The following is a 20,935-nucleotide window of genomic DNA, read 5'->3' as shown; positions in this document are numbered from 1 at the left end:
TTATCTAATGAAATTTTTACTTAAGCCGTTAGCGATTAGCATAGCGCTCGTATCTACGCCAACTCTCGCTGCTGGTACCGTTTTGGGTGAGCTAGGTAGCCTCAATGCAAGTACTGCAGGAGCCGGCAGTGCTGCAATATCAGAAGGTGCAGAAAGCGCCTATTCAAATCCAGCTGCCATGAGCTTAGTAAAAAAGTCGACGCTTACAGGTAGTTTGCAAGCATTTGACCTCAATATGGATTATACCGACAATGGCTCTTCAGGTCGTTTTGGTAATGGTACCGACGGTGGCAATGCCGGCAGTGTTACCCCTTTAGGTTCTGTATACTGGGTAAATCCAATCAGCGATAAATGGGCTTTCGGTTTAGCACTCGCTTCCCAAGGGGGCTCATCTGTTGACTATGGTGATGATTGGCGAGGGGCTAGCCTTATTAGTTCTGTAGATCTAGTCACAGTACAAGTTAATGCTTCTGTATCTTATAAAGTAAATGAGCAGTGGGCGGTTGGTTTAGGCCTCGTATCTGAATATGCCTCATTGCTACAAACTCAACAATTTACGACTAATATCAGCTCGGAATATGAAGCGGGATCAATGGAGTTTGGTGTTAACTTAGGGCTGCACTACACCATTAGTGAAGGCAATATGATTGGGCTATCTGTCCGCTCAGGCCTAGACCATACTTTAGAAGGTGACTTTAAGCTTGATAGAAATGGCAATGCAGAAATATACGATGCCAGCCTTGGTTTGGTGTCCCCTACAATTGTAAAGCTCAGTGGTTACCACAGTCTAAATGACGAGCTTGCGCTATTGTGGTCATTAGATTGGCAGGATTGGAGCAAGAATCAATCAAGTGTGTTAATCCTTGATGATTCAGGTCGACAAGCGAATGTTGATAGAAACTGGAAAGATACCTATAGCGCATCTCTAGGTATGCATTATCAGCTAACAAATCAATGGCGTTTAGAGTTCGGCGTTGGCTATGAGTCATCCCCATTAAGTGGCTCAGAGGCTAACAGTTATAATCAATACCCTGATCTGCCTGTTGATGACATTATCCGCATAGGTACTGGCGCAACGTATCAGGCAACAGAAGACTTCTCCATCAATTTCTTTATTGAATACATTGATTTGGGAGCACCTGAGATCAACTATGATGCGGCTGGTATTGGTACTCTTTCTGGTAGCTATAACAATGATGCTGCTATCGCTGGTATTACGATGAACTGGCAGTTCTAATAACAAATAAGGACTGGATTTTTGACATTACTGCATAATAGTAAATTGTGCAGTAATGCACATAGCAGTGTAGAAAATTACCGTCGTTAGTCAAAAAGCTTTACAGTAACTAATGAGCTTAGCCTTTGTCGGCTAAGCTTTTTTGTATTACGTCCCTAAAAAAATGCTTAGGTAATGAGCGGTAATAATGGGTGTAGGTGCTAAAAAGGTAATTTTATATGCGCATAGAAGATCTAAAATTGTTTACCATCGTGGTGAAGCTTGGCAGTTTTACTGCTGCTGCCAATGCCTTAGATCTGCCTCGAGCAAATGTGAGTCGGCGGATTGGCGAGTTAGAGAAAGCCTTAAACGCCCAACTGTTCTTCCGTACGACCAGGCAACTACGCTTAACTCAACATGGTGAAGCTTATTATCATGAGCTGCTCACCGTTCTTGAGGGGTTTGAACAAGCTAAAAATAAGTTGCATGATATTGATGAAAAGCCAGTCGGTAAGGTTAAAGTGGGTTTCCTGCCCGAAAGTGATGAGGCGCTGCAACCCGCACTCGCCAAGTTTCAGCAACTTTATCCAGATATAGAACTGGATATGCGGATCACTAATAACTATGAAACTGATATTTATGCGCTTGCGTTAGACTTTGTTATATATGCAGGTAAAGTGCAGGACTCTGGTTTTATCGCCCGTAGGCTCTTAAGTTTAGGACGAGGTATCTATGCCAGTCCTGAATATTTAGCCAGTCATGGCGAACCGCAATCATTAGCCGAATTGTCTGAACATGATGCAATTTGTTATCGCTGGCCTGACGGCAGTATCGATGATAAATGGGATTTAATTTCTGAAACTGTCCACGTTAATAGCCGTTTCACCTGTAACCACATGGGTTTTGTTAGGCGTGCGATTGTTGGTGGGCAGGGGATAGGCTTTATGCCGCCATTGTTTGCCTTAGCGGCTATTGAGGCCAAACGTATCGTCAGGATCCTACCCCAATACGAATCTAAAAAAGAGGATGTGTGGTTGATCTACCCCGATAGAAAGGGAATAAGTCTACCTACTCGGTTATTGATTGACTTTTTATTACAAGAAATCCCAAATAGAGCTGGTTTGTAATGTTTTATGAGACAGTGTAGTGCGTGAAAGGCGGATTATCTTGTAAAGTTAAACACATACACTCTCTCCCAATAGTTTCATTGGGAGAGAATCATGAATCACCAACATACAAAACAACTACTAAATACCAAATTTGCTATCGCACCGCTCGCACTGTTAATCCTTTCTGGTTGTAGCCAAGCATCTAGCCAAGCTAATGTTGAATCGCTAAAAGTTGAACGTCCTGTACAAGTCATAACATTAACCGATCAACAGCTACAAAATACAAAGCAGTTCACGGGCGTGTTAGAGGCGACGCAAACTGCAAGCCTATCCTTTAAAGTTCCAGGTACTATTGAAGCAATACTGGTTAAGACCGGCGATAAGGTGGATAAAGGTCAGGTTATTGCCCGGTTAGAACCCCATGATTACCAAGTTAATGTGGTGGAGCTAGAAGCAAGACTTGCAGAAGCTAATGCTGCGCATCAGTTGGCAAAAGTTGAGCTTAAAAGGGTAAGCCAAGCTATTGCAGATGATGCAATCTCAGAAGTTAATCTAGATAGAGCTCAGAGCGGATATAAGCGCAGTTTAGCCATGGTTCAAGTAGTGACTCAAAATCTGCAAAAAGCCAATGACGCGCTTGATTACACCGAGCTTAAGGCGCCTTTTAGTGGCGTGATCGGCCTACAAACCCAGCAAACATTTGAGCAAACCTCCCCAGGCGTCGGCTTATTCTCTTTGCATCAACCTAACGAGCTAAAAGCAATCATTGATGTACCTGAGAACCTTATTGCCAATTTAACCCCATCACAACAGGCAAGTGTTACTTGGCACGGCAACAGCCAAACAATTAGTGCACATTTAACTGAGATGAACACTGTTGTCGACCCGATAAAACAAACCTACGAAGCCCAATTTGTGTTCGATAAAAACCTGCAGGGTGCATTGCCCGGTAAATCCGTTAGCGTCACTGTCAACTTTAGCGCTATTGCTGATACGTTCTGTGTGCCTTTAGCCTCACTTAAGGGCTGGGGAAAGCTCCACAGCGTTTATATCATAGAGAATGAAGCGGTAGCCGAGCGTGTGGTTAAGGTTGAGTCTGTACACAGTAATCGAGTGTGCATAAGTGGTCCATTGCAAGCGGGTGACACTCTAGTCACTGCAGGCGTGCATTACCTTAAGCCTTTGCAAATCGTAAAGAACACCATCGCGAAGAACGTTAGTTACTAGAGGCTTTTATGAATTTAGCAGAATTTGCAATTAGGCAACGTTTGTTCGTTATATTTTTCAGCGTGCTATGTGTCATTGTCGGGATGATCTCCTATTTTGAACTCGGTAAACTTGAAGACCCGTCATTTACTGTGAAGAGCGCTGTTGTAGTTACCTTGTACCCCGGTGCATCTGCAAAGGAGGTCGAGGAGCAAGTCACTGATAAAGTAGAGACAAAACTACAAGAGATGGGGGCGATGTGGAAACTGCGTTCACTGTCTCGTCCTGGCAGCTCAATGATATTTATTGATCTAAAGGAAACCACTAACTCTGATGAGTTACCTCAGCAATGGGATCTATTGCGCCGTAAAGTGAGCGATGTAAAGCTGACATTGCCGGCAACAGCCCAGATTAGTGTGGTCCAGGATGAGTTTTCTGAAGTTTATGGCATGCTTTTCAGTGTTTATGGTGACAACGCGGAACCAGAAGAGCTACGCCAGTATGCCAAGGAGCTACAACGTCGCTTTAAAACCGTTGATGGTATTAAAAAAATTGAGCTGCATGGTGTTCAAAATCAAGCTATCTATGTTGATTTACCAGAAGAGCGTTTAGCTCAATATGGGATCTCTTCAGCGCAAGTTATTAATCAGCTTACCACCCAAAACCTGACTTACGACAGTGGTAGTTTTGAAGCAAGTGGTGAGCGCATTAGAGTTCAGCAAAGCAGCGACTTTAAATCAATTAAGGATATTAAGAATCTTACGATCAAAGGCGGGATCGGCAATTACAGCACGGGTTTACTAAGACTTGGTGATATTGCTGATATTAGCTTGGCCTACAAAACGCCTGCAACTAGCATAAGCCGTTACAATGGACAAACGGCAGTCACCCTTGCGGTAAGCCCGGTTAAAGCTATTAACGTGGTAAATCTTGGCGATACAATGAGTCAAATTATTACTGAGTATCAACAAGAGTTACCCGTTGGTATTGAGATCGGAACCATTGCATTTCAGCCTGATGAGGTTGAGAAGTCGATTGCCGATTTCGTGACTAATTTACTGGAAAGTGTAGCCATTGTATTTGCGGTTCTACTGATTTTCATGGGCTTTAAAAGCGCCACTATAGTCGGTGGCAGTTTACTGTTTACCATATTACTGACATTTATCTATATGTACCTCGCTGGCGTTGATCTTCAGCGTGTCTCTTTAGGCACTTTTGTACTGGCATTAGGTATGCTCGTTGATAACGCGATTGTTATTACTGATCTGTTTATCGTTAAGTTAAACAAAGGTGTAGAACGCACAAAAGCGGCTATCGATTCAGTTAAAGAAACCTCAAAACCTTTATTAGCAGCAACCATTATTGCCATTATGGGTTCTACACCTGTGCTTTTCTCACAAACAGATGCCGGTGAGTTTGCCAGTTCTGTGTTCCTGATCATTTGCTCCTCTTTATTGTTTTCATGGATTGTCGCGGTCACTCTTACGCCACTTCTATGTTGGTTATGGATCAAGCCAACGCTAAACAATGACCAACAGCAACAAAAAGTAAGTCGATATCAGCAAGCTGTTGTTTGGACTGTAATGAATCCAGTTAAGGCGATCTCTTTAGTGGTACCGCTGTTACTGGTGACTGCACTGGCTGTTCCTTATGTTGCAGTGAATTTTATTCCAAGCTCAGATAGGCCAATGGTGTTCCTGGACTACTGGCAACCTAATGGTGGTGATATAGCCAAAACATCATCTGACATGAAGAAAATTGAAGGGTGGTTGTTACAACAGCCAGAGATAAGCAGCATCTCTAGTTATGTAGGCGCGAGCGCACCAAGGTTCTCAGTGACTGTTGAGCCTGAACCTTTTGACTCAAGTTACGGCCAGATTGTCATAAACGTTAAAGATTTTGAGGGAATAGAGCCATTAACTAAGCGTGGAGAGAGTTGGTTAGCGCAAAACTTTGCTAACTCTGAACCTCGATTTAGAGCGCTTAAATTAGCCACAAAGGATAAGTTTAGCATTGAAGCGCGCTTTAGTGGAAAAGACCCAGAAGTCCTGCATGACTTATCCAACCAAGCACAAGCAATCATGCAAGCTAACGCCAATACAAAATCGGTAAGAGATGATTGGCGCCAACAAAGTAAAGTGATTGAGCCTGTTATTAATCAGGAACAAGCACGCAGGGCGGGGATCAACAGAACTGATATATCTTTAGCTTTAAAACGAGCATCAGAAGGGGTAACACTAGGGACATTAAACCAAGGCGACCAACTGATCCCAATCAGCTTTAGAAGTGCAAATGCGGATCTGAGTTACTTAGATACTCTGCCTGTGAAATCCTTGTTAGGTACTCATAGCGTACCGCTAGGTCAAGTGGTGGATAAATTTGAACTCAAGTCAGAAGAGAGCATGATTTGGCGTCGCAATAGAGTGCCAACAATTACTGCGCAGGCAGATGTATTTGATGCAACACCCGCTGAAGTGAGGGATCAAATAAAAGACCAGATAGAAGCAATTGAACTCCCTGCTGGTTATAGCTTTGAGTGGGGCGGCGAGTACTATGATGAAAATCGAGCGATTACCGACACGTTAAGCCAAATGCCAAAAGCATTATTGATGATGGTGGTTATCATGGTTGCAATGTTTAATGGCTTTAAACAACCGCTCATCATTTTAATCACGCTACCGCTGGCCGCTATAGGTGCAACCTGGACATTACTGTTACTCGATAAACCATTTGGTTTTATGGCGCTAATCGGTGCGGTGACGTTATCAGGGATGATCATTAAAAATGGCATAGTACTTATGGATCAAATTGAACTGGAGCGAGCTAAGAAGATCCCATTAAGAGAAGCTGTTAAAGCTGCCACGTTAAATCGAACCATGGCGATATCAATGGGAGCATTGACTACAGCTTTAGGAATGATCCCGTTAATCAGTGACCGACTATTTGACCAAATGGCTGCCACCATCATTGGCGGGCTAGCCGCGGCAACGTTGCTATCACTGTTTATTATGCCAGCCTTCTATTGCCTGTTTTATAGAAACTCAGAGCAACTAGAACACCAAAGTACAACAAATGACAAAGACAACAATAACGAATTGGTTATAACGACTGCGACAGTGGAGCAAAAATAAGATGAAACAGATAAAAATCGCACCACTAGTAATAGCAATGATGATTTCAGGTTGTGCTGTTGGACCAGATTATGCTCAGCCAATAAGCTCACTTGAAAGTGAATACCTCTATCAAGGCGTTCAAGGAACTCAAGCTGGAAAATATGCACAGCAAACAGATAATGCATGGTGGAAGAGCTTTGAAGATCCAACCCTTAACCAGTTAGTCGTTGATGCACAAAATCAAGCCATTCCCTTGAAAATAGCGGCACAACGGATCCGCATGGCACAGTCTTATCAAAGTACTATTGAGTCCTTTAAGGTGCCAACTGTAAATATTGGCGCGGGTTTCGGCAATTTTCAGATAAGTGAAAATGACCCGTTACTTGGTGGTGCTATCACCGCTAAACATCCGGTTAGCGGAGAAGAGTTGGGTCTTGTTGACGATAATAACAGTGCTTTTTTTGCGGGAGCGACCATTGGCTGGGAGGTCGATCTTTTCGGACGAATTGATCGCCAAGCCAGCGCCGCTGCTATTCGTAAAGAACAGATGGTGATTATGCGTGAAGGCTTAACCACCTTGATCACCTCTGATGTCATTCATAATTACTTGCAGATGAGAGGGGCGCAAGAGCGTAAGGAAATAGCGTTAAAAACCAGTGATGACCAAAGAAAAACCCTTGAATTGGTTAAGTTAATGGTAAAAAGTGGGTATGGCTCAAAACTTGACGAATCCCGAGCGAAAGCCGCTCTGGCAGCGACAAAATCGGTGATCCCGCAGCTACAAATAGCTGAAAATGTTCATTTGCAACGTTTGGCCATTTTATTGGGAGAAACACCAAAGCAAAGCCATTCTCGTTTTGAGGAAGACAAGCCACTACCAAACTTTAGTGGCATTATCCCGACTGGGTTGCCTGCGGATCTGTTACAACGTCGACCAGATATTCGAATTGCTGAAAGAGAGATGGCAGCGTTAAATGAAGAACGTGCTGCGGCCATTGCAGCCCAGTATCCAAAGGTATTTTTAACCGGATCGCCAGGTGTATTGGCCAAAGACTTCGACGATCTATTTAGCAGTGACTCTGTGTCTTGGCTCGGTAGTGTGGGCGTGAGTTGGAATGTATTTGATGGCGGTAGAGGTGACGCAATAGTCGAGATGCAAGAGGCGCGATTTGATGCGAGTGTTTTGAGCTATCAGCAATCGGTTATTACAGCGTTTGGCGAGGTTGAAACCTTACTTCATGGATATGGCCAGAGCCAACAGTATGTCGCTTTGGTGAGTGAAGCGTCGGCAGAAACCACAATCGCGGTTAATAAAGCGCAATCACTTTACAAAGCGGGCTTGAGTGATTATTTATCTATTCTTGATGCACAACGTCAACAAAACATGATGCGCGATCGAGTGGTCGCCGCCAAACTTCAAACTGCTAATATGACGATTGCACTGCATAAAGCGCTAGGTGGTAATTGGCAGGTTAACGATGCGATAGGCCAATGATCTAACATTGATACCGGTTAAGCTACAGGCTTAACAGCAGTTAAAAAAGCAGCACTGAGTGCTGCTTTTTCTGTTTATAGATTTAATCACTAACCAAGTACTGGCGAGTCATCGGGTAATACTAAATTGACTGCATTGGGGATAATTGAAATCGTGTGTTTTTTATTTAACGTCGGTTCGCCATCAAGGTTAACAGGCAAAGGTTGTGTTGATTCAAGCACAATATTGATCACTTGCATTCTGCTGACATATTCACCATTAATGCTGGTATCGATGAGTTCATCAATAACCTGTTTCAACGCCGTGCTGGGAAAGTGGCTCACTAGAAATACATTGAGCAAACCATCGTTCAACAGTGCATTTGGAGCAAGATTTTGGCCACCACCGGCGAGTCGCCCATTACAAACTGCACCGAGTAATCCAGCTCCTTCTTGGGTTACTTGCTGTCCATCTGCGAGGGTTGCTGTGAACTTTCCTTGGTAGGGACTGAAATTTAATGCCTGCACTAAGCCAGAGAGGAAATAAGCTTGCCCACCTAATAGATCTTTGAGTTCTACCGGGGTATCAACAGTGACTTGCGCCCCAAATCCTGCCGATGCGACGTTGATAAAGTAACGCTCATTCGCTTGAGCCATATCAATGGAGAAAGCGTTACCCGTCAGTGCTAGTGTTAAAGCTGCATCTACGTCTGTAGGTATTTGGCAGGCCGTGGCAAAATCATTGGCGGTGCCTAATGGCAGTATCGCAATCTCAGTTTTATTGAGTTGAGAAGTTAACTTTTCATTCGCATCTTGCTTAAGCGTCGCAATGGCATCAGCTAATTCGTTAACTGTTCCATCCCCACCGCCAGCAATGATTCTCGTTATGTTTGACTGTATTGCTTCTTTAACAAAACGTGCAACATCACCAGCCTCCCATGTGCATCGCACTTCAATACTATAGCCTTGCTGCCTAAGTGTATTAACACTCTGTCTGATCTCAGCTAAACCGGCTTTTTTTCCATTAAGGATCAACATGGCCATAAATAAAAGCTTCTCTACGGGGGTTATTAACATTGATTATGCTGGTGATTGGTCAAAATGAGAAGGGCTTTGTGCGCTTGCTCCATTGCCGAGTATATCTATGATTAAGCAGCTTAAACTGTAACGACTTCGCTTAAGACTTAAGTACATAGTTATAGAACGCTAATTTAGTGTTTCTATACTGGAGAAATCAATAAGTTAGTTTGTTTAATTTTTCAGTTTTTGTCTTAAGTAAGGTTAACAAGCTGCTGTGTTTAGGTACAAATTATAGTTAGCTGTTATCACTAGTAAAACCTCCCGTTATTGATGTAATGCGTTGCCGCGCGCGGCTGAATCAAAATTATATTGCTAATATTCCGCCATTATTAAAATGCGAGTTGATTGAATCAAAGTTATTGTTGCAATTAATCAATGGTTTACTGTTGATTTTTGCAGTGATGAGGTAAGTCGTGATAGGTGGGGATCTATTAAAACGGTTTACTGTTGAATATTTTGGTTCTTTTGGCTTGTGAGTATTATGCTTGCGGAGTATTCATGACAATCTTAACTAATCGACTGTTATTTACCACATTAGCACTTGCTACGTCTTCATTGATGGGCTGCGCTGAATCAAAAAAAGAAAATCAAAGTATTGAAACAGTAAGACCAGTAAAAATGGCCACTATCGAAAGCATGGCTGCCAATATTGAGCGCTCCTTTCCGGCACAAGTTACCGCAAATGAAAGTACCGACCTTGCATTTAGAGTGTCAGGGCAAATTACAAAATATCATGTGATTGAGGGGGATAACGTAAATAAAGGCACGTTGATTGCTGAATTAGATCCTACCGATTTCAATATTGTTTTAGACAATGCCAAAGCAAAATATGAACTTTCAGTATCGCAACATGAACGTAATTCAACTCTTGTGCCAAAAGGCTTAGCAACTAAAGCTGAGTTTGATACATCGCGTGCAGAAATGTTAATGGCAAAAGCAAGACTTGATAGGGCGAAGCAGAATCTTAAATATACCCAGATTTATGCTCCCTACGATGGAGTTGTAGCAAAAAAACATGGTGAAAATCACGACCATATTGCTGCAACACAGCCGATCATTGAATTTCAAAATGACAATTTGAGTGATGTGCAGTTTGATCTTCCTGAAAAACTACTTAACCAATTTGATCCTGAAAAATTTAAAGCGGTCACAACCCAAGTTGTACTGGATAGTTACCCAAATAGACCGCTCATCGCACAATTCAAAGAGATGAGAAAATCTGCTACTGCAGGAGCATTGAGTTTTAGGGTCACTATGTCTGTCAATGTACCGCAAGATATGCGCGCATTCCCAGGTATGAGTGCTAGCGTTAATACGGTTATTGCTGATGAAACACTAGCAAATAACAATACGGTTATAGCGCCTATGAGTGCGCTCTTTAGCCCTGAAAATATTAAGATTAATGAAGATAGAAAATTTGTTTGGGTTGTTGATTCTAGCAACAAAACTCATTTACGTGAGGTCAATATTGTTCGTTTCTTGTCAGACGGAGCCGTTATTAATTCGGGCTTAGTCGCTGGTGACAAAGTCGTTACTGCTGGAACTTACTTAATCAGCGAAAATCAGCAGGTTAAAGAGCTGAAGCGTGAGCGAGGTATTTAATGTTTACTTTGTCGAAACAACAAAAAATGCCTGAAAACGTGGAAGAAGAGTGCAGAGATGGAGGCATCGCTGGCTACTCAATGCGTAACTCTGTGGTAAGTTGGTTGATAATTATGGTGTTGCTGGTGGGCGGGATCTTAGCGTTCAAAGATCTAGGTCGACTAGAAGATCCGGAGTTCACTCCGCGATCTGCATTGATTGTAACCAGTTACCCAGGTGCGTCTCCTGAGCAAGTAGAGGAAGAGGTCACTCTTTTAATAGAGAATGCGTTACAACAGCTTCCCTCTGTTAAATGGATCAAATCGGTAAGTACTGCAGGCCTATCGCAAGTTGATGTGATGATGGAGTCTGAGTACACCAGTTTACATCTTCCGCAGATTTGGGACGAAGTCCGTCGGAAAATAGGCGATCTAAGAACATTACCACCAGGTGCAGGCAAACCGGTAGTTAACGATGACTTTGGTGATGTTTACGGCATGATTTGGGGCATTACCGGTAAAGGCTATGATATGGCCGATCTGGAGCAATTTGCCGACCAACTTAGACGTGATGTCGTCACGCTTGATGGTGTCAGTAAAGTTGTTATTGGCGGCGTTCAGCAGCAACAAGTTTTTATCGAGATCTCAACTAGCAAAATATCGGCGTTGAATATTCCGATTGATCATATCGCTGCATTACTGCAAAACCAAAACAGTGTCTCAAATGCGGGTCGTATTCGAATTCAAAATGACACCGTAAGGCTATTTCCTACCGGCGAATTTCAAGATGTTAGCGAACTCAGAGATCTTGTAATTAGCCCTGTTGGTTCAGACGCTAGAATATTACTCGGTGATGTGGCTGATATTAGCCGTGGTTACGTTGAAGTCCCCACTAAACTGATGTCAATGAATGGCCTACCAGCACTTGAGTTTGGTGTATCGTTTATGCCAGGTGAAAATGTCATTGAAGTCGGTAACCGGGTGCAAACTCACATCGATAGCATGCTCAATAAGCAGCCTATCGGCATAGAGATGGAGAACATCTATAACCAACCAGTGCAGGTTGAGAAAGCGGTTGATGGATTTGTCTGGAGTCTTGTTGAAGCGGTCGCGATAGTTATTGCAGTACTGCTACTAACTATGGGATTAAAAAGCGGTGTTATTATCGGTATGGTACTGATCCTTTCCGTGACGGGTACCTTTATCTTTATGGAGCAGATGGGTATCGATCTGCAAAGGATCTCCCTAGGCGCTTTGATTATCGCTCTTGGCATGCTGGTCGATAACGCGATTGTCGTCGTAGAGGGCATTTTAGTCGGCATGCAACGTGGTAAAAATCGCTTCCGAGCTGCCATCGATATTGTTGAGCAGACAAAGTGGCCATTACTTGGTGCGACGGTCATTGCTGTGACTGCATTTGCACCTATAGGTCTGTCCGAAGATATTTCTGGTGAATTGATTGGTACGCTGTTTTGGGTCGTATTGATATCGCTAACTTTAAGTTGGATCACAGCTATCACTACTACGCCATTCTTATCCGCTATGTTTTTCAAAAATGAAAAGCCTGCAGTAGAAGGTGAAGAGGTCGATCCCTATAAAAGTGTTGTGTTTACTTCTTACAGAAAATTCTTGAAAGGGTGTATACGCCATCGTAAGAAAACCATGTTGTTACTGGTTATATTACTCTTAGGTTCCGTAAAAGGCTTTGGTATGTTGAAGAATGAGTTCTTCCCGCCAATGAACTTACCTAAATTTATGGTAGATACGTGGCTGCCGTACAATACCGATATTCGTGCGACAGCAGCAGAAATAAAGGCGATGGAGGAGGTAGTATTAAGCCATCCTGAGGTGATCCAAGTTGCTTCAAGTGTCGGTGGGGGTCATGTGCGTTTCATGCTGGCTTACAAGCCTGAAAAAATGTACAACAACTACGGCAATCTAATGATTACGGTCAAAGACATCGACAAGCTGCTTGATGTGATGCGTGATGTGCGTAGCATGCTTGAATCTAACTTTGCCGGTGCAAATTATAACTTTAAGCGTTTTGAAATGGGTCCTGCACCAGATGGTCGTATTGAAGCTCGGTTCCAAGGACCAGATCCTGATGTGTTACGCGATCTGTCCGCTAAGGCCAAAGCGATTATGGTTTCACACCAAGGGGCGACTGCGGTTCGTGATGACTGGCGTGAACGTACCAAGGTTGTACGTCCAGTATTTAATGTTGAAGCAGCAAGGGTTCTTGGGATCAGTAAAGCGCAGGTCGATAGTGTATTACTGGCTAACTTCTCTGGTCGTGCTGTGGGTTTGTACCGAGATGGTGCTGATCTAATGCCAATTGTCCTGCGTCCTCCAGAAGTTGAGAGAGCGGATATTAACGGTATTATGGAACTACAAATCTGGAGTCATCAGCTTAACAAATATGTCAGCTTATCTCAGGTAGTTCACCGTTTTGATATTGAGTTTGAAGATCCTGTCATTATGCGGCGTGACCGGATACGTACCATTATGGCAATGACTGATGAAGATCAAATGGGAACGTTAACCACTGCGGCGGTGCAAAAGTCTTTCATGGCAGAGGTTGAAGCAATCCAACTGCCGGAAGGCTACTCAATGCACTGGGGCGGAAAACATGAAACATCAGTGGATGCACTGGTTGCCTTGGGCGAGAAGCTTGGCGGAGGATACGTGGTAATGATCCTCATTACTGTGTTGCTCTTTAGCTCTTTTAAAGACGCTGCTGTAATTTGGACGGTTGTGCCATTTGCGATAATCGGTGTCGTTGTGGGACTTTATACCGCTAATATGCCTTTTACTTTCTTAGCACTGCTTGGCACCATGAGCTTAACAGGAATGCTAATTAAAAATGCTATTGTATTAGTCGAAGAGATAAAGCTTCAAATTAATGAAGGTAAAGAAGATTACCAGGCGGTAATCGATGCTTCTGTGTCAAGGGTTCGTCCTGTGAGCATGGCAGCGGTGACTACCGTTTTAGGTATGATCCCGTTAATCACTGATGGCTTTTTTCAAGCGATGGCAGTGGCGATGATGGCTGGTTTAACCTTTGCGACAATTCTTACTTTGATTGTGACACCGGTAATGTATACGGTTATTCATCGAGTTAGATCCGCATAGCTTCACAACGCGGTTGCAACGATAAACCGTACACTGACTTAGTGAGCGTGCGGTTTTATATCTCAACCATGGGCAACAATATTTTATTCATTGTATAGAAAGCGAGGTAATAGGGCGGCTCATTGATTCGTTTGACTGCGATCTTTGCGCTCGGTCAAAGTTTGAACATCCGATACCTTTTCCTAGTAAAGTTACGAGTATGACTTTGGAACAAACGGCGTATATTGATTGTAAATTGACCAGCAACTAAAACCGTTGCACTGATTTTTATCAAGCGATTGTTATCAAACGACTGGTATAACGATAACTAGGATTAGGCTATGTTCAAAAATACGCATTTGGCTACTGTTGTTATTAGCTGTGTTTACTGCACTATGCTCGTGGGTTGTTCTGGTAAAGATAGCGCTATTTTTACTGGTGTAACAAACGATCACTACCAACAAGTATCGAACATAAATATTGAAAACAATAGTGGCTTTGACTTGCTAAGCAAACAGAATAAACTCACTTCTGCAAAGTCTGATTTATCCAATGCTAAAGCTGTCTTGTTAGCGGCAGAGTCTAGAGAATATTTGCACTCCCTCGATGCACTTAACCCAAAAAGCAGCCGTCCTTATAATGTTGGCGACTATGCCAGTGCCCTTGCTAATGTTCACCGAGCGGAACAAAAGGTGATGAGTGCTGAGCTTGATGTTACTTATGCTGTAAAAATGACAAAGTTTAGTGGGATGCAAGCAGCGTTTGTGACTGATAACGGACCGGTGTCCGCTCCATTGTCTACTAACACCTTGACCAACTTAATCGAACAATATTAGGGAAGATTGTCGACACTGCAACCTGTTGCATTCAGCAACCGTTTAGTTAACATCATCGTCTATGAGTAGAGTACAACGATTTGTGTTGGCGACTTTTCCGTGTTAGGTAAGGTCGCTTCTCATTCGTTTTGAGTGTCAGTTAAGCTTCTGAATTATATTGTTTAATCTTCGTTTTTGAACGCCCGGAAACTCTATCGGTACAGCTTTCATCTGGTCCTAGTTACTGTAAATTAAAGCTGCCTAATCCAATACCTTTTGCTTGATCCTGTACCATCAGTGGTACTGTGTCTTTGTCGACAATATTGCCTGAAAGTGTTGACTTGGTCACATAATGGCGATAAATTGTCGACAATCCAGTGTTGAACTATCAAGCCTATTTATATGACCTTTTTTACTGAACAGCCCGTTACCGCAGCAGATAAGACCTTTTTTCAACTACGAAAAGATATCGTAGAAGGGGATGTCGCAGCCGGTTCTAAGTTAAGTGAAACTGAGTTGTCGACAAAATACGCGGTTAGTCGTGCTGTCGTCCGAGAAGCAATTAATCGGTTAGAGGCCAGCCACTTGGTTGAGCGTAAAGCAAATGTTGGTGCTAGGGTTGTCACCTTGACACCTGAAGGACTAGTAGAGCTTTATCAGGTTCGTGAGTCGCTTGAGGGAATGGCAGCCCGGCTTGCAGCGCAAAATATGACCGATCATGAAATAGCCGATCTACAGGCTCTCCTTAATAGCCATTTCGATAAAGTCCAGTCTGGCCAGACATATTACCAAGAAGCTGGCGATGTCGATTTTCATTACCGCATCATTCTCGGCAGTAAAAATAAGCACCTTATTTCCATGTTAACCGATGGTATCTATCACCTGGTACGTATGTACCGTGTGCAGTTAGGTATGAGTGGTCCGCGGGTAACCACGGCATTCGATGAGCATAAGCATATTGTTCAAGCTATTTGTAATCGTGATGCAGAACTTGCCGAGATGCTGATGCGCCGCCACATTCTGTACTCCAAATCGAGTATCGAAAATAAGCTGAATTTATAGAAGTTAATCTTGAACCATAAAGTTGTAATCAATAGACAGTTAAATCACTAATATCATTTTTCTCTGATCTAGCTTGTAACAGCAATGAATTTATACAAGTTAGCTGAGCCATAACAAAGGGAGTATCACATGAGCGCAGGTAAGAAGTTTCGTGAGGCCTTAGCAGCCAATAGTCCATTACAAATAGTCGGTACCATTAATGCTTATTCGGCCATGATGGCTAAGAAAATTGGTCATCAAGCTATATATCTGTCAGGTGGTGGCGTTGCTAATGCCTCTTATGGATTACCAGATCTAGGCATGACCTCGCTAAATGACGTGATAGTTGATGTGCAACGTATAACTTCTGCTTGTGACTTACCTTTGCTAGTTGATATCGATACGGGTTGGGGCGGCGCGTTTAATATTGCTAAAACCATTCGTGATATGGAAAAAGCAGGAGCAGCTGCTGTTCATATGGAAGATCAAGTCGCGCAGAAGCGTTGTGGACACCGACCAAATAAAGAGATCGTTTCAACTGAAGAGATGGTTGATCGAATTAAAGCGGCTGCTGATGCTCGTACTGATCCTGATTTTTTCATCATGGCGCGCACTGATTCATTCGCACAAGAAGGCCTTGATGCCGCAATTGCACGTGCTAAGGCCTATGTTGCAGCAGGCGCTGACGGTATTTTTGCTGAAGCAGTAAAGACCGAAGAGCATTACCGCGCATTTAGCGATGCATTGGATGTACCTATTCTTGCCAACATTACCGAGTTTGGTCAAACCGAACTTTGGAATAAGGAGAAATTAGGTGAGTGGGGCGCTTCAATGGTGCTGTACCCATTAAGTGCATTTAGAGCGATGAATAAAGCGGCTGAATTGGTGTACAGCTCGATTCTTGAACAAGGCGATCAAAAAGCGGTGGTTGATACAATGCAAACACGTATGGATCTTTATGATTACCTTGGCTACCACGATTATGAGCAGAAGCTAGATAGCTTGTTTGCCGAAGGTAAGAATCTCTAGAAAATTTAATGATTAAAAATGGCTGTCATTAGGCAGTCAAACCTTACAACTTATGGCAGCAAATAAACTTCGCAGCATAGAGGCGCTGACATAAGCTCAAAAATATAAAAATGCGGGGCTTAGTTACTGTTAAGCCACCAGCAATTCAAATTGAAAAGGAATACAGTCATGGTTGATAAAAAATTGAGTGGTGCGGGTCTTCGTGGTCAAAGTGCAGGTGAAACAGCGCTATGTACAGTGGGTAAATCAGGATCCGGTTTGACGTACTGTGGCTATGATGTCTCGGACCTTGCTGACAACGCAACATTTGAAGAAGTTGCTTACCTTTTGTTTAACGGTGAGTTACCTAATCAAACTCAGCTTGATCATTATAAGACCGAACTGTTCGCACAACGCGACCTACCTCAAGCATTAAAGGAAGTACTGCAACGCATTCCTGCTGATGCACACCCAATGGATGTTATGCGCACTGGCTGTTCATTTCTCGGTAACTTAGAACCTGAAGCTGACTTTAGTGAGCAAAATAAAGCGGCTAATCGCCTGCTGGCGGCATTTCCGGCAATTATGTGTTACTGGTACAAGTTCTCCCATGAAGGTGTTGAGATTGATTGTGTGACCAATGAAGATTCAATTGGCGGTCACTTCCTACATTTGCTAAATGGTAAAGCACCTTCAGCGCAACATAGACGTGTAATGGATGTATCGCTAATTCTTTATGCAGAGCATGAATTTAACGCATCAACCTTTACTGCACGTGTTTGTGCATCAACCTTGTCTGATATGTACTCTTGTATCACCGGTGCGATCGGCACCTTGCGTGGGCCACTGCATGGCGGCGCAAACGAAGCGGCGATGGATATGATCCAGCAGTTTAGCTCGCCAAGCGATGCTAAAACACAAATGGCCGGAATGCTTGAGCGCAAAGAGAAGATCATGGGCTTTGGCCATGCAATTTATCGCACCTCAGATCCACGCAATGTAATCATCAAAGCTTGGTCTGAAAAGCTAGCTGCTGAAAATGGCGATACATCGCTATACGATATCTCTGTCGCCTGTGAAGAGTTTATGTGGGACACCAAGAAGCTATTTTGTAATGCTGATTTTTTCCATGCGTCTGCGTACCATTTCATGGGTATTCCGACTAAATTATTTACGCCGATATTTGTATGCTCGCGCCTAACAGGCTGGGCTGCACATGTTATGGAGCAGCGCACTAATAACCGCATCATTCGCCCAAGCGCTGATTACACTGGCAGTGAGCCACGTACGGTTTCTCCTATCAGTGAAAGATAGTCACAGAGTTAACCATTTAGATGGTTAATTACAATCTTTAATGTGTTTATCTAATTAATAATAAAAGATATTTAGATGTTTAATATATTCACTGACTAATTGTATTTTGGTCAGTGAGTGTATCCAATAGCCTAAATAACAGCTTAGAATTGGAACGCCCTATGAATACCAACTATCGTAAACCTCTGCTTGGTACCGAGTTAGACTTTTTCGATACTGAAGCGGCCGTTAATGCCATCAGTCCGAATGCTTTCAAAAAGTTACCCTACTGCTCCCGCGTATATGCCGAAAACTTAGTCCGCCGCTGTAGCCCTGAGACCTTAACTGACTGCCTAAAGCAGATCATTGAAGGTAAACGTGATTTGGATTTCCCTTGGTATCCTGCGCGCGTAGTGTGTCACGATATTCTTGGACAAACCGCATTGGTAGATCTTGCTGGTCTGCGTGATGCTATCGCAGATAAAGGCGGTGACCCTTCAAAAGTTAATCCAGTGGTACCAACCCAGCTAATTGTTGACCATTCATTAGCGGTCGAGCATGCCGGCTTCGAAAAAGATGCCTTTGAGAAGAACCGCGCTATCGAAGACCGACGTAATGACGATAGGTTTCATTTCATCAACTGGACCAAAACTGCATTTAAAAACATCGATGTGATCCAGCCTGGTAACGGCATTATGCATCAGATCAATCTTGAGAAGATGTCACCGGTTGTGCAAGCAAGAGATGGGGTTGCCTTTCCCGATACATTAGTTGGTACCGATAGTCACACTCCCCATGTTGATGCATTAGGCGTTATTGCAATCGGAGTCGGTGGTCTAGAGGCCGAAAGCGTGATGCTAGGTCGTCCATCATACATGCGCTTGCCTGATATTGTAGGTGTTGAGCTGGTGGGTAAACGCCAAGCAGGTATTACCGCAACGGATATTGTTCTTGCAATCACCGAGTTCCTCCGTAATGAGAAAGTGGTATCGACCTATCTTGAGTTTTTCGGCGAAGGTGCGGCTAATCTTACTTTAGGCGATAGAGCAACAATCTCAAACATGACGCCTGAATTTGGCGCGACAGCAGCAATGTTCTATATCGATGAGAAAACCATCGATTACTTAACACTGACAGGTCGTGACGATAAGCAAGTTAAGTTAGTCGAAACCTACGCCAAACAAGCAGGTTTATGGGCTGATACGCTTAATGAAGTTGAATACGAGCGGGTACTGCGTTTCGATTTATCAAGTGTTGGTCGTAATATTGCGGGTCCGTCAAATCCGCATCGTCGTGTATCAACGAGTGATCTGGCAGAAAAAGGCATTAGTGGTGTCGTTGAAAACGAAGAGGGCTTAATGCCTGACGGCGCCTGTATTATTGCGGCTATTACCAGCTGTACCAATACCTCAAACCCGCGTAACGTGATTGCCGCAGGCTTGCTTGCTCGTAACGCCAATGCTAAAGGTCTAACGCGTAAACCTTGGGTGAAAACCTCATTAGCCCCAGGCTCAAAAGCGGTGCAGTTATACCTTGAAGACTCCAAGCTTTTACCTGAGCTTGAAGCGCTAGGTTTCGGCATTGTTGGGTTTGCCTGTACCACTTGTAATGGCATGAGCGGCGCGCTTGACCCTGTGATTCAAAAAGAGGTTATCGAACGCGATCTTTATTCAACAGCGGTGCTTTCGGGTAATCGTAACTTTGATGGACGTATCCACCCTTATGCTAAACAAGCATTTTTAGCATCGCCACCGCTTGTCGTTGCCTACGCCATTGCCGGCACCATCCGTTTTGATATCGAAAAAGATGTACTGGGAGTCGACGCTGATGGCAAGGATATTCTGCTTAAAGATCTGTGGCCGTCTGATGAAGAGATTGATGCGGTGATTGCCAAAAGCGTTAAGCCAGAGCAATTCCGAAAAGTATATGAGCCGATGTTTGATATTAAAGTTGAGTACGGCAGCGATAACGATCCGCAGTATGATTGGCGTCCGCAGAGTACCTACATCCGCCGCCCGCCTTATTGGGAAGGGGCGTTAGCGGGTGAGCGCACTATGAAGGGAATGCGTCCTCTTGCTGTGTTGGGTGATAACATCACTACTGATCATCTATCGCCTTCTAATGCGATTATGCTAGACAGTGCTGCTGGCGCATATCTCGACAAAATGGGCTTACCAGAAGTCGATTTTAACTCTTACGCCACCCATCGCGGCGATCATTTAACCGCACAGCGTGCAACCTTTGCCAACCCTAAGCTGTTTAATGAAATGGTGACTAAGCTGGGTAAAGATGGCGAAGTTGAGGTTAAGCAGGGCTCTTTTGCCCGTATTGAGCCAGAAGGTACTGAATCGCGCATGTGGGAAGCGATTGAGACCTACATGGATCGTAAGCAACCTTTGATCATCATAGCAGGTGCTGATTATGGTCAAGGCTCAAGTCGTGACTGGGCAGCTAAAGGTGTGCGTCTTGCTGGTGTTGAAGTTATTGTTGCTGAAGGGTTCGAGCGTATCCACCGTACTAACCTCGTTGGTATGGGCGTATTACCGCTAGAGTTCACTCATGGCGAGAACCGCCATAGCTACCAAATTGATGGTACTGAAACCTATGATGTGATTGGCGAACGTACACCTGGCGCTGCGTTAACAGTTATCATGACGCGTAAAAATGGTGAAACGGTTAATATTGCCGTTAAATGCCGACTAGATACCGCCGAAGAGGTGTCGATCTATGAAGCTGGTGGGATCTTACAGCGTTTCGCGCAAGACTTTTTAGAGTCATCAACGGTATGAAGAGTCTTCAACTAAGTAAGAGTCTTCAACGATATAAAGAGTCTTAAACTATGTAAGAGTCTCAAAAATATAAAGAGTCTTCACGAATAGGCTTAGCTTCA

The 20,935-nt window shown here is 43.6% G+C and carries 13 protein-coding genes; 12 read left to right on the top strand and 1 reads right to left on the bottom strand.

Annotation, left to right across the window (positions count from 1 at the left end):
• The first annotated feature begins 7 nt into the window (after positions 1 to 7).
• The 5 genes from AB4238_RS15960 to AB4238_RS15940 all read left to right on the top strand — a co-directional run bounded on the left by AB4238_RS15960 (position 8) and on the right by AB4238_RS15940 (position 8,139).
• Positions 8 to 1,237: an OmpP1/FadL family transporter gene (locus AB4238_RS15960; RefSeq protein WP_372034318.1), complete on the top strand. Its 1,230-nt coding sequence runs from the start codon at positions 8 to 10 to the stop codon at positions 1,235 to 1,237.
• Between the two features lie 218 nt (positions 1,238 to 1,455).
• On the top strand, positions 1,456 to 2,343 hold the full coding sequence (locus AB4238_RS15955) for a LysR family transcriptional regulator (protein WP_372034317.1): 888 nt from the start codon (positions 1,456 to 1,458) through the stop codon (positions 2,341 to 2,343).
• A 93-nt stretch (positions 2,344 to 2,436) separates the two neighbouring features.
• Positions 2,437 to 3,552, top strand: coding sequence for an efflux RND transporter periplasmic adaptor subunit (locus AB4238_RS15950; RefSeq protein ID WP_372034316.1), 1,116 nt, complete (start codon positions 2,437 to 2,439; stop codon positions 3,550 to 3,552).
• Positions 3,553 to 3,560: 8 nt separating this feature from the next.
• Positions 3,561 to 6,662, top strand: a complete 3,102-nt coding sequence (locus AB4238_RS15945) for an efflux RND transporter permease subunit (RefSeq protein ID WP_372034315.1) — start codon at positions 3,561 to 3,563, stop codon at positions 6,660 to 6,662.
• A 1-nt stretch (position 6,663) separates the two neighbouring features.
• Complete coding sequence (locus AB4238_RS15940; RefSeq protein ID WP_372034314.1) at positions 6,664 to 8,139, top strand: efflux transporter outer membrane subunit; 1,476 nt, start codon at positions 6,664 to 6,666, stop codon at positions 8,137 to 8,139.
• 89 nt (positions 8,140 to 8,228) lie between these two features.
• On the opposite strand, the gene yegS is transcribed toward AB4238_RS15940, so the two are convergent.
• Complete coding sequence (gene yegS, locus AB4238_RS15935) at positions 8,229 to 9,194, bottom strand: lipid kinase YegS (protein ID WP_372034313.1); 966 nt, start codon at positions 9,192 to 9,194, stop codon at positions 8,229 to 8,231.
• 501 nt (positions 9,195 to 9,695) lie between these two features.
• On the opposite strand from yegS, the gene AB4238_RS15930 reads away from it, so the two are divergent.
• From AB4238_RS15930 to acnD, 7 genes are all read left to right on the top strand, one after another.
• Positions 9,696 to 10,799, top strand: a complete 1,104-nt coding sequence (locus AB4238_RS15930; protein WP_372034312.1) for an efflux RND transporter periplasmic adaptor subunit — start codon at positions 9,696 to 9,698, stop codon at positions 10,797 to 10,799.
• Complete coding sequence (locus AB4238_RS15925; RefSeq protein ID WP_408019748.1) at positions 10,799 to 13,909, top strand: efflux RND transporter permease subunit; 3,111 nt, start codon at positions 10,799 to 10,801, stop codon at positions 13,907 to 13,909. Before AB4238_RS15930 ends, AB4238_RS15925 begins: the two co-directional genes overlap by 1 nt.
• 320 nt (positions 13,910 to 14,229) lie before the next feature.
• Positions 14,230 to 14,724 carry a hypothetical protein gene (locus AB4238_RS15920; protein WP_372034311.1) on the top strand — a complete coding sequence of 165 codons (495 nt, stop codon included), beginning with the start codon at positions 14,230 to 14,232 and terminating at the stop codon, positions 14,722 to 14,724.
• 381 nt (positions 14,725 to 15,105) lie between these two features.
• On the top strand, positions 15,106 to 15,765 hold the full coding sequence (locus tag AB4238_RS15915; RefSeq protein ID WP_372034310.1) for a GntR family transcriptional regulator: 660 nt from the start codon (positions 15,106 to 15,108) through the stop codon (positions 15,763 to 15,765).
• A 129-nt stretch (positions 15,766 to 15,894) separates the two neighbouring features.
• A complete protein-coding gene (gene prpB / locus AB4238_RS15910; protein WP_372034309.1) occupies positions 15,895 to 16,773 on the top strand; it encodes a methylisocitrate lyase in 879 nt (292 codons plus the stop codon).
• 168 nt (positions 16,774 to 16,941) lie between these two features.
• Positions 16,942 to 18,066: a 2-methylcitrate synthase gene (gene prpC, locus AB4238_RS15905; RefSeq protein WP_372034308.1), complete on the top strand. Its 1,125-nt coding sequence runs from the start codon at positions 16,942 to 16,944 to the stop codon at positions 18,064 to 18,066.
• Positions 18,067 to 18,227: 161 nt separating this feature from the next.
• Positions 18,228 to 20,834 (top strand): Fe/S-dependent 2-methylisocitrate dehydratase AcnD, encoded by a 2,607-nt coding sequence (gene acnD, locus AB4238_RS15900; RefSeq protein WP_372034307.1) that lies wholly within the window; start codon positions 18,228 to 18,230, stop codon positions 20,832 to 20,834.
• Positions 20,835 to 20,935: the final 101 nt, after the last annotated feature.

The sequence above is a fragment of the Shewanella sp. 10N.286.45.A1 genome, from assembly GCF_041470405.1.
Classification (GTDB): domain Bacteria; phylum Pseudomonadota; class Gammaproteobacteria; order Enterobacterales; family Shewanellaceae; genus Shewanella.
This window is presented reverse-complemented; position numbering and strand designations above follow the sequence as displayed.

Coding starts and splice junctions, on each gene's coding strand:
- AB4238_RS15925 (WP_408019748.1), top strand. CDS start 10,799: ATGTTTACTTTGTCGAAACAACAAAAAATGCCTGAAAACGTGGAAGAA.
- AB4238_RS15950 (WP_372034316.1), top strand. CDS start 2,437: ATGAATCACCAACATACAAAACAACTACTAAATACCAAATTTGCTATC.
- AB4238_RS15915 (WP_372034310.1), top strand. CDS start 15,106: ATGACCTTTTTTACTGAACAGCCCGTTACCGCAGCAGATAAGACCTTT.
- AB4238_RS15940 (WP_372034314.1), top strand. CDS start 6,664: ATGAAACAGATAAAAATCGCACCACTAGTAATAGCAATGATGATTTCA.
- acnD (WP_372034307.1), top strand. CDS start 18,228: ATGAATACCAACTATCGTAAACCTCTGCTTGGTACCGAGTTAGACTTT.
- AB4238_RS15945 (WP_372034315.1), top strand. CDS start 3,561: ATGAATTTAGCAGAATTTGCAATTAGGCAACGTTTGTTCGTTATATTT.
- AB4238_RS15920 (WP_372034311.1), top strand. CDS start 14,230: ATGTTCAAAAATACGCATTTGGCTACTGTTGTTATTAGCTGTGTTTAC.
- prpC (WP_372034308.1), top strand. CDS start 16,942: ATGGTTGATAAAAAATTGAGTGGTGCGGGTCTTCGTGGTCAAAGTGCA.
- prpB (WP_372034309.1), top strand. CDS start 15,895: ATGAGCGCAGGTAAGAAGTTTCGTGAGGCCTTAGCAGCCAATAGTCCA.
- AB4238_RS15930 (WP_372034312.1), top strand. CDS start 9,696: ATGACAATCTTAACTAATCGACTGTTATTTACCACATTAGCACTTGCT.
- AB4238_RS15960 (WP_372034318.1), top strand. CDS start 8: ATGAAATTTTTACTTAAGCCGTTAGCGATTAGCATAGCGCTCGTATCT.
- yegS (WP_372034313.1), bottom strand. CDS start 9,194: ATGTTAATAACCCCCGTAGAGAAGCTTTTATTTATGGCCATGTTGATC.
- AB4238_RS15955 (WP_372034317.1), top strand. CDS start 1,456: ATGCGCATAGAAGATCTAAAATTGTTTACCATCGTGGTGAAGCTTGGC.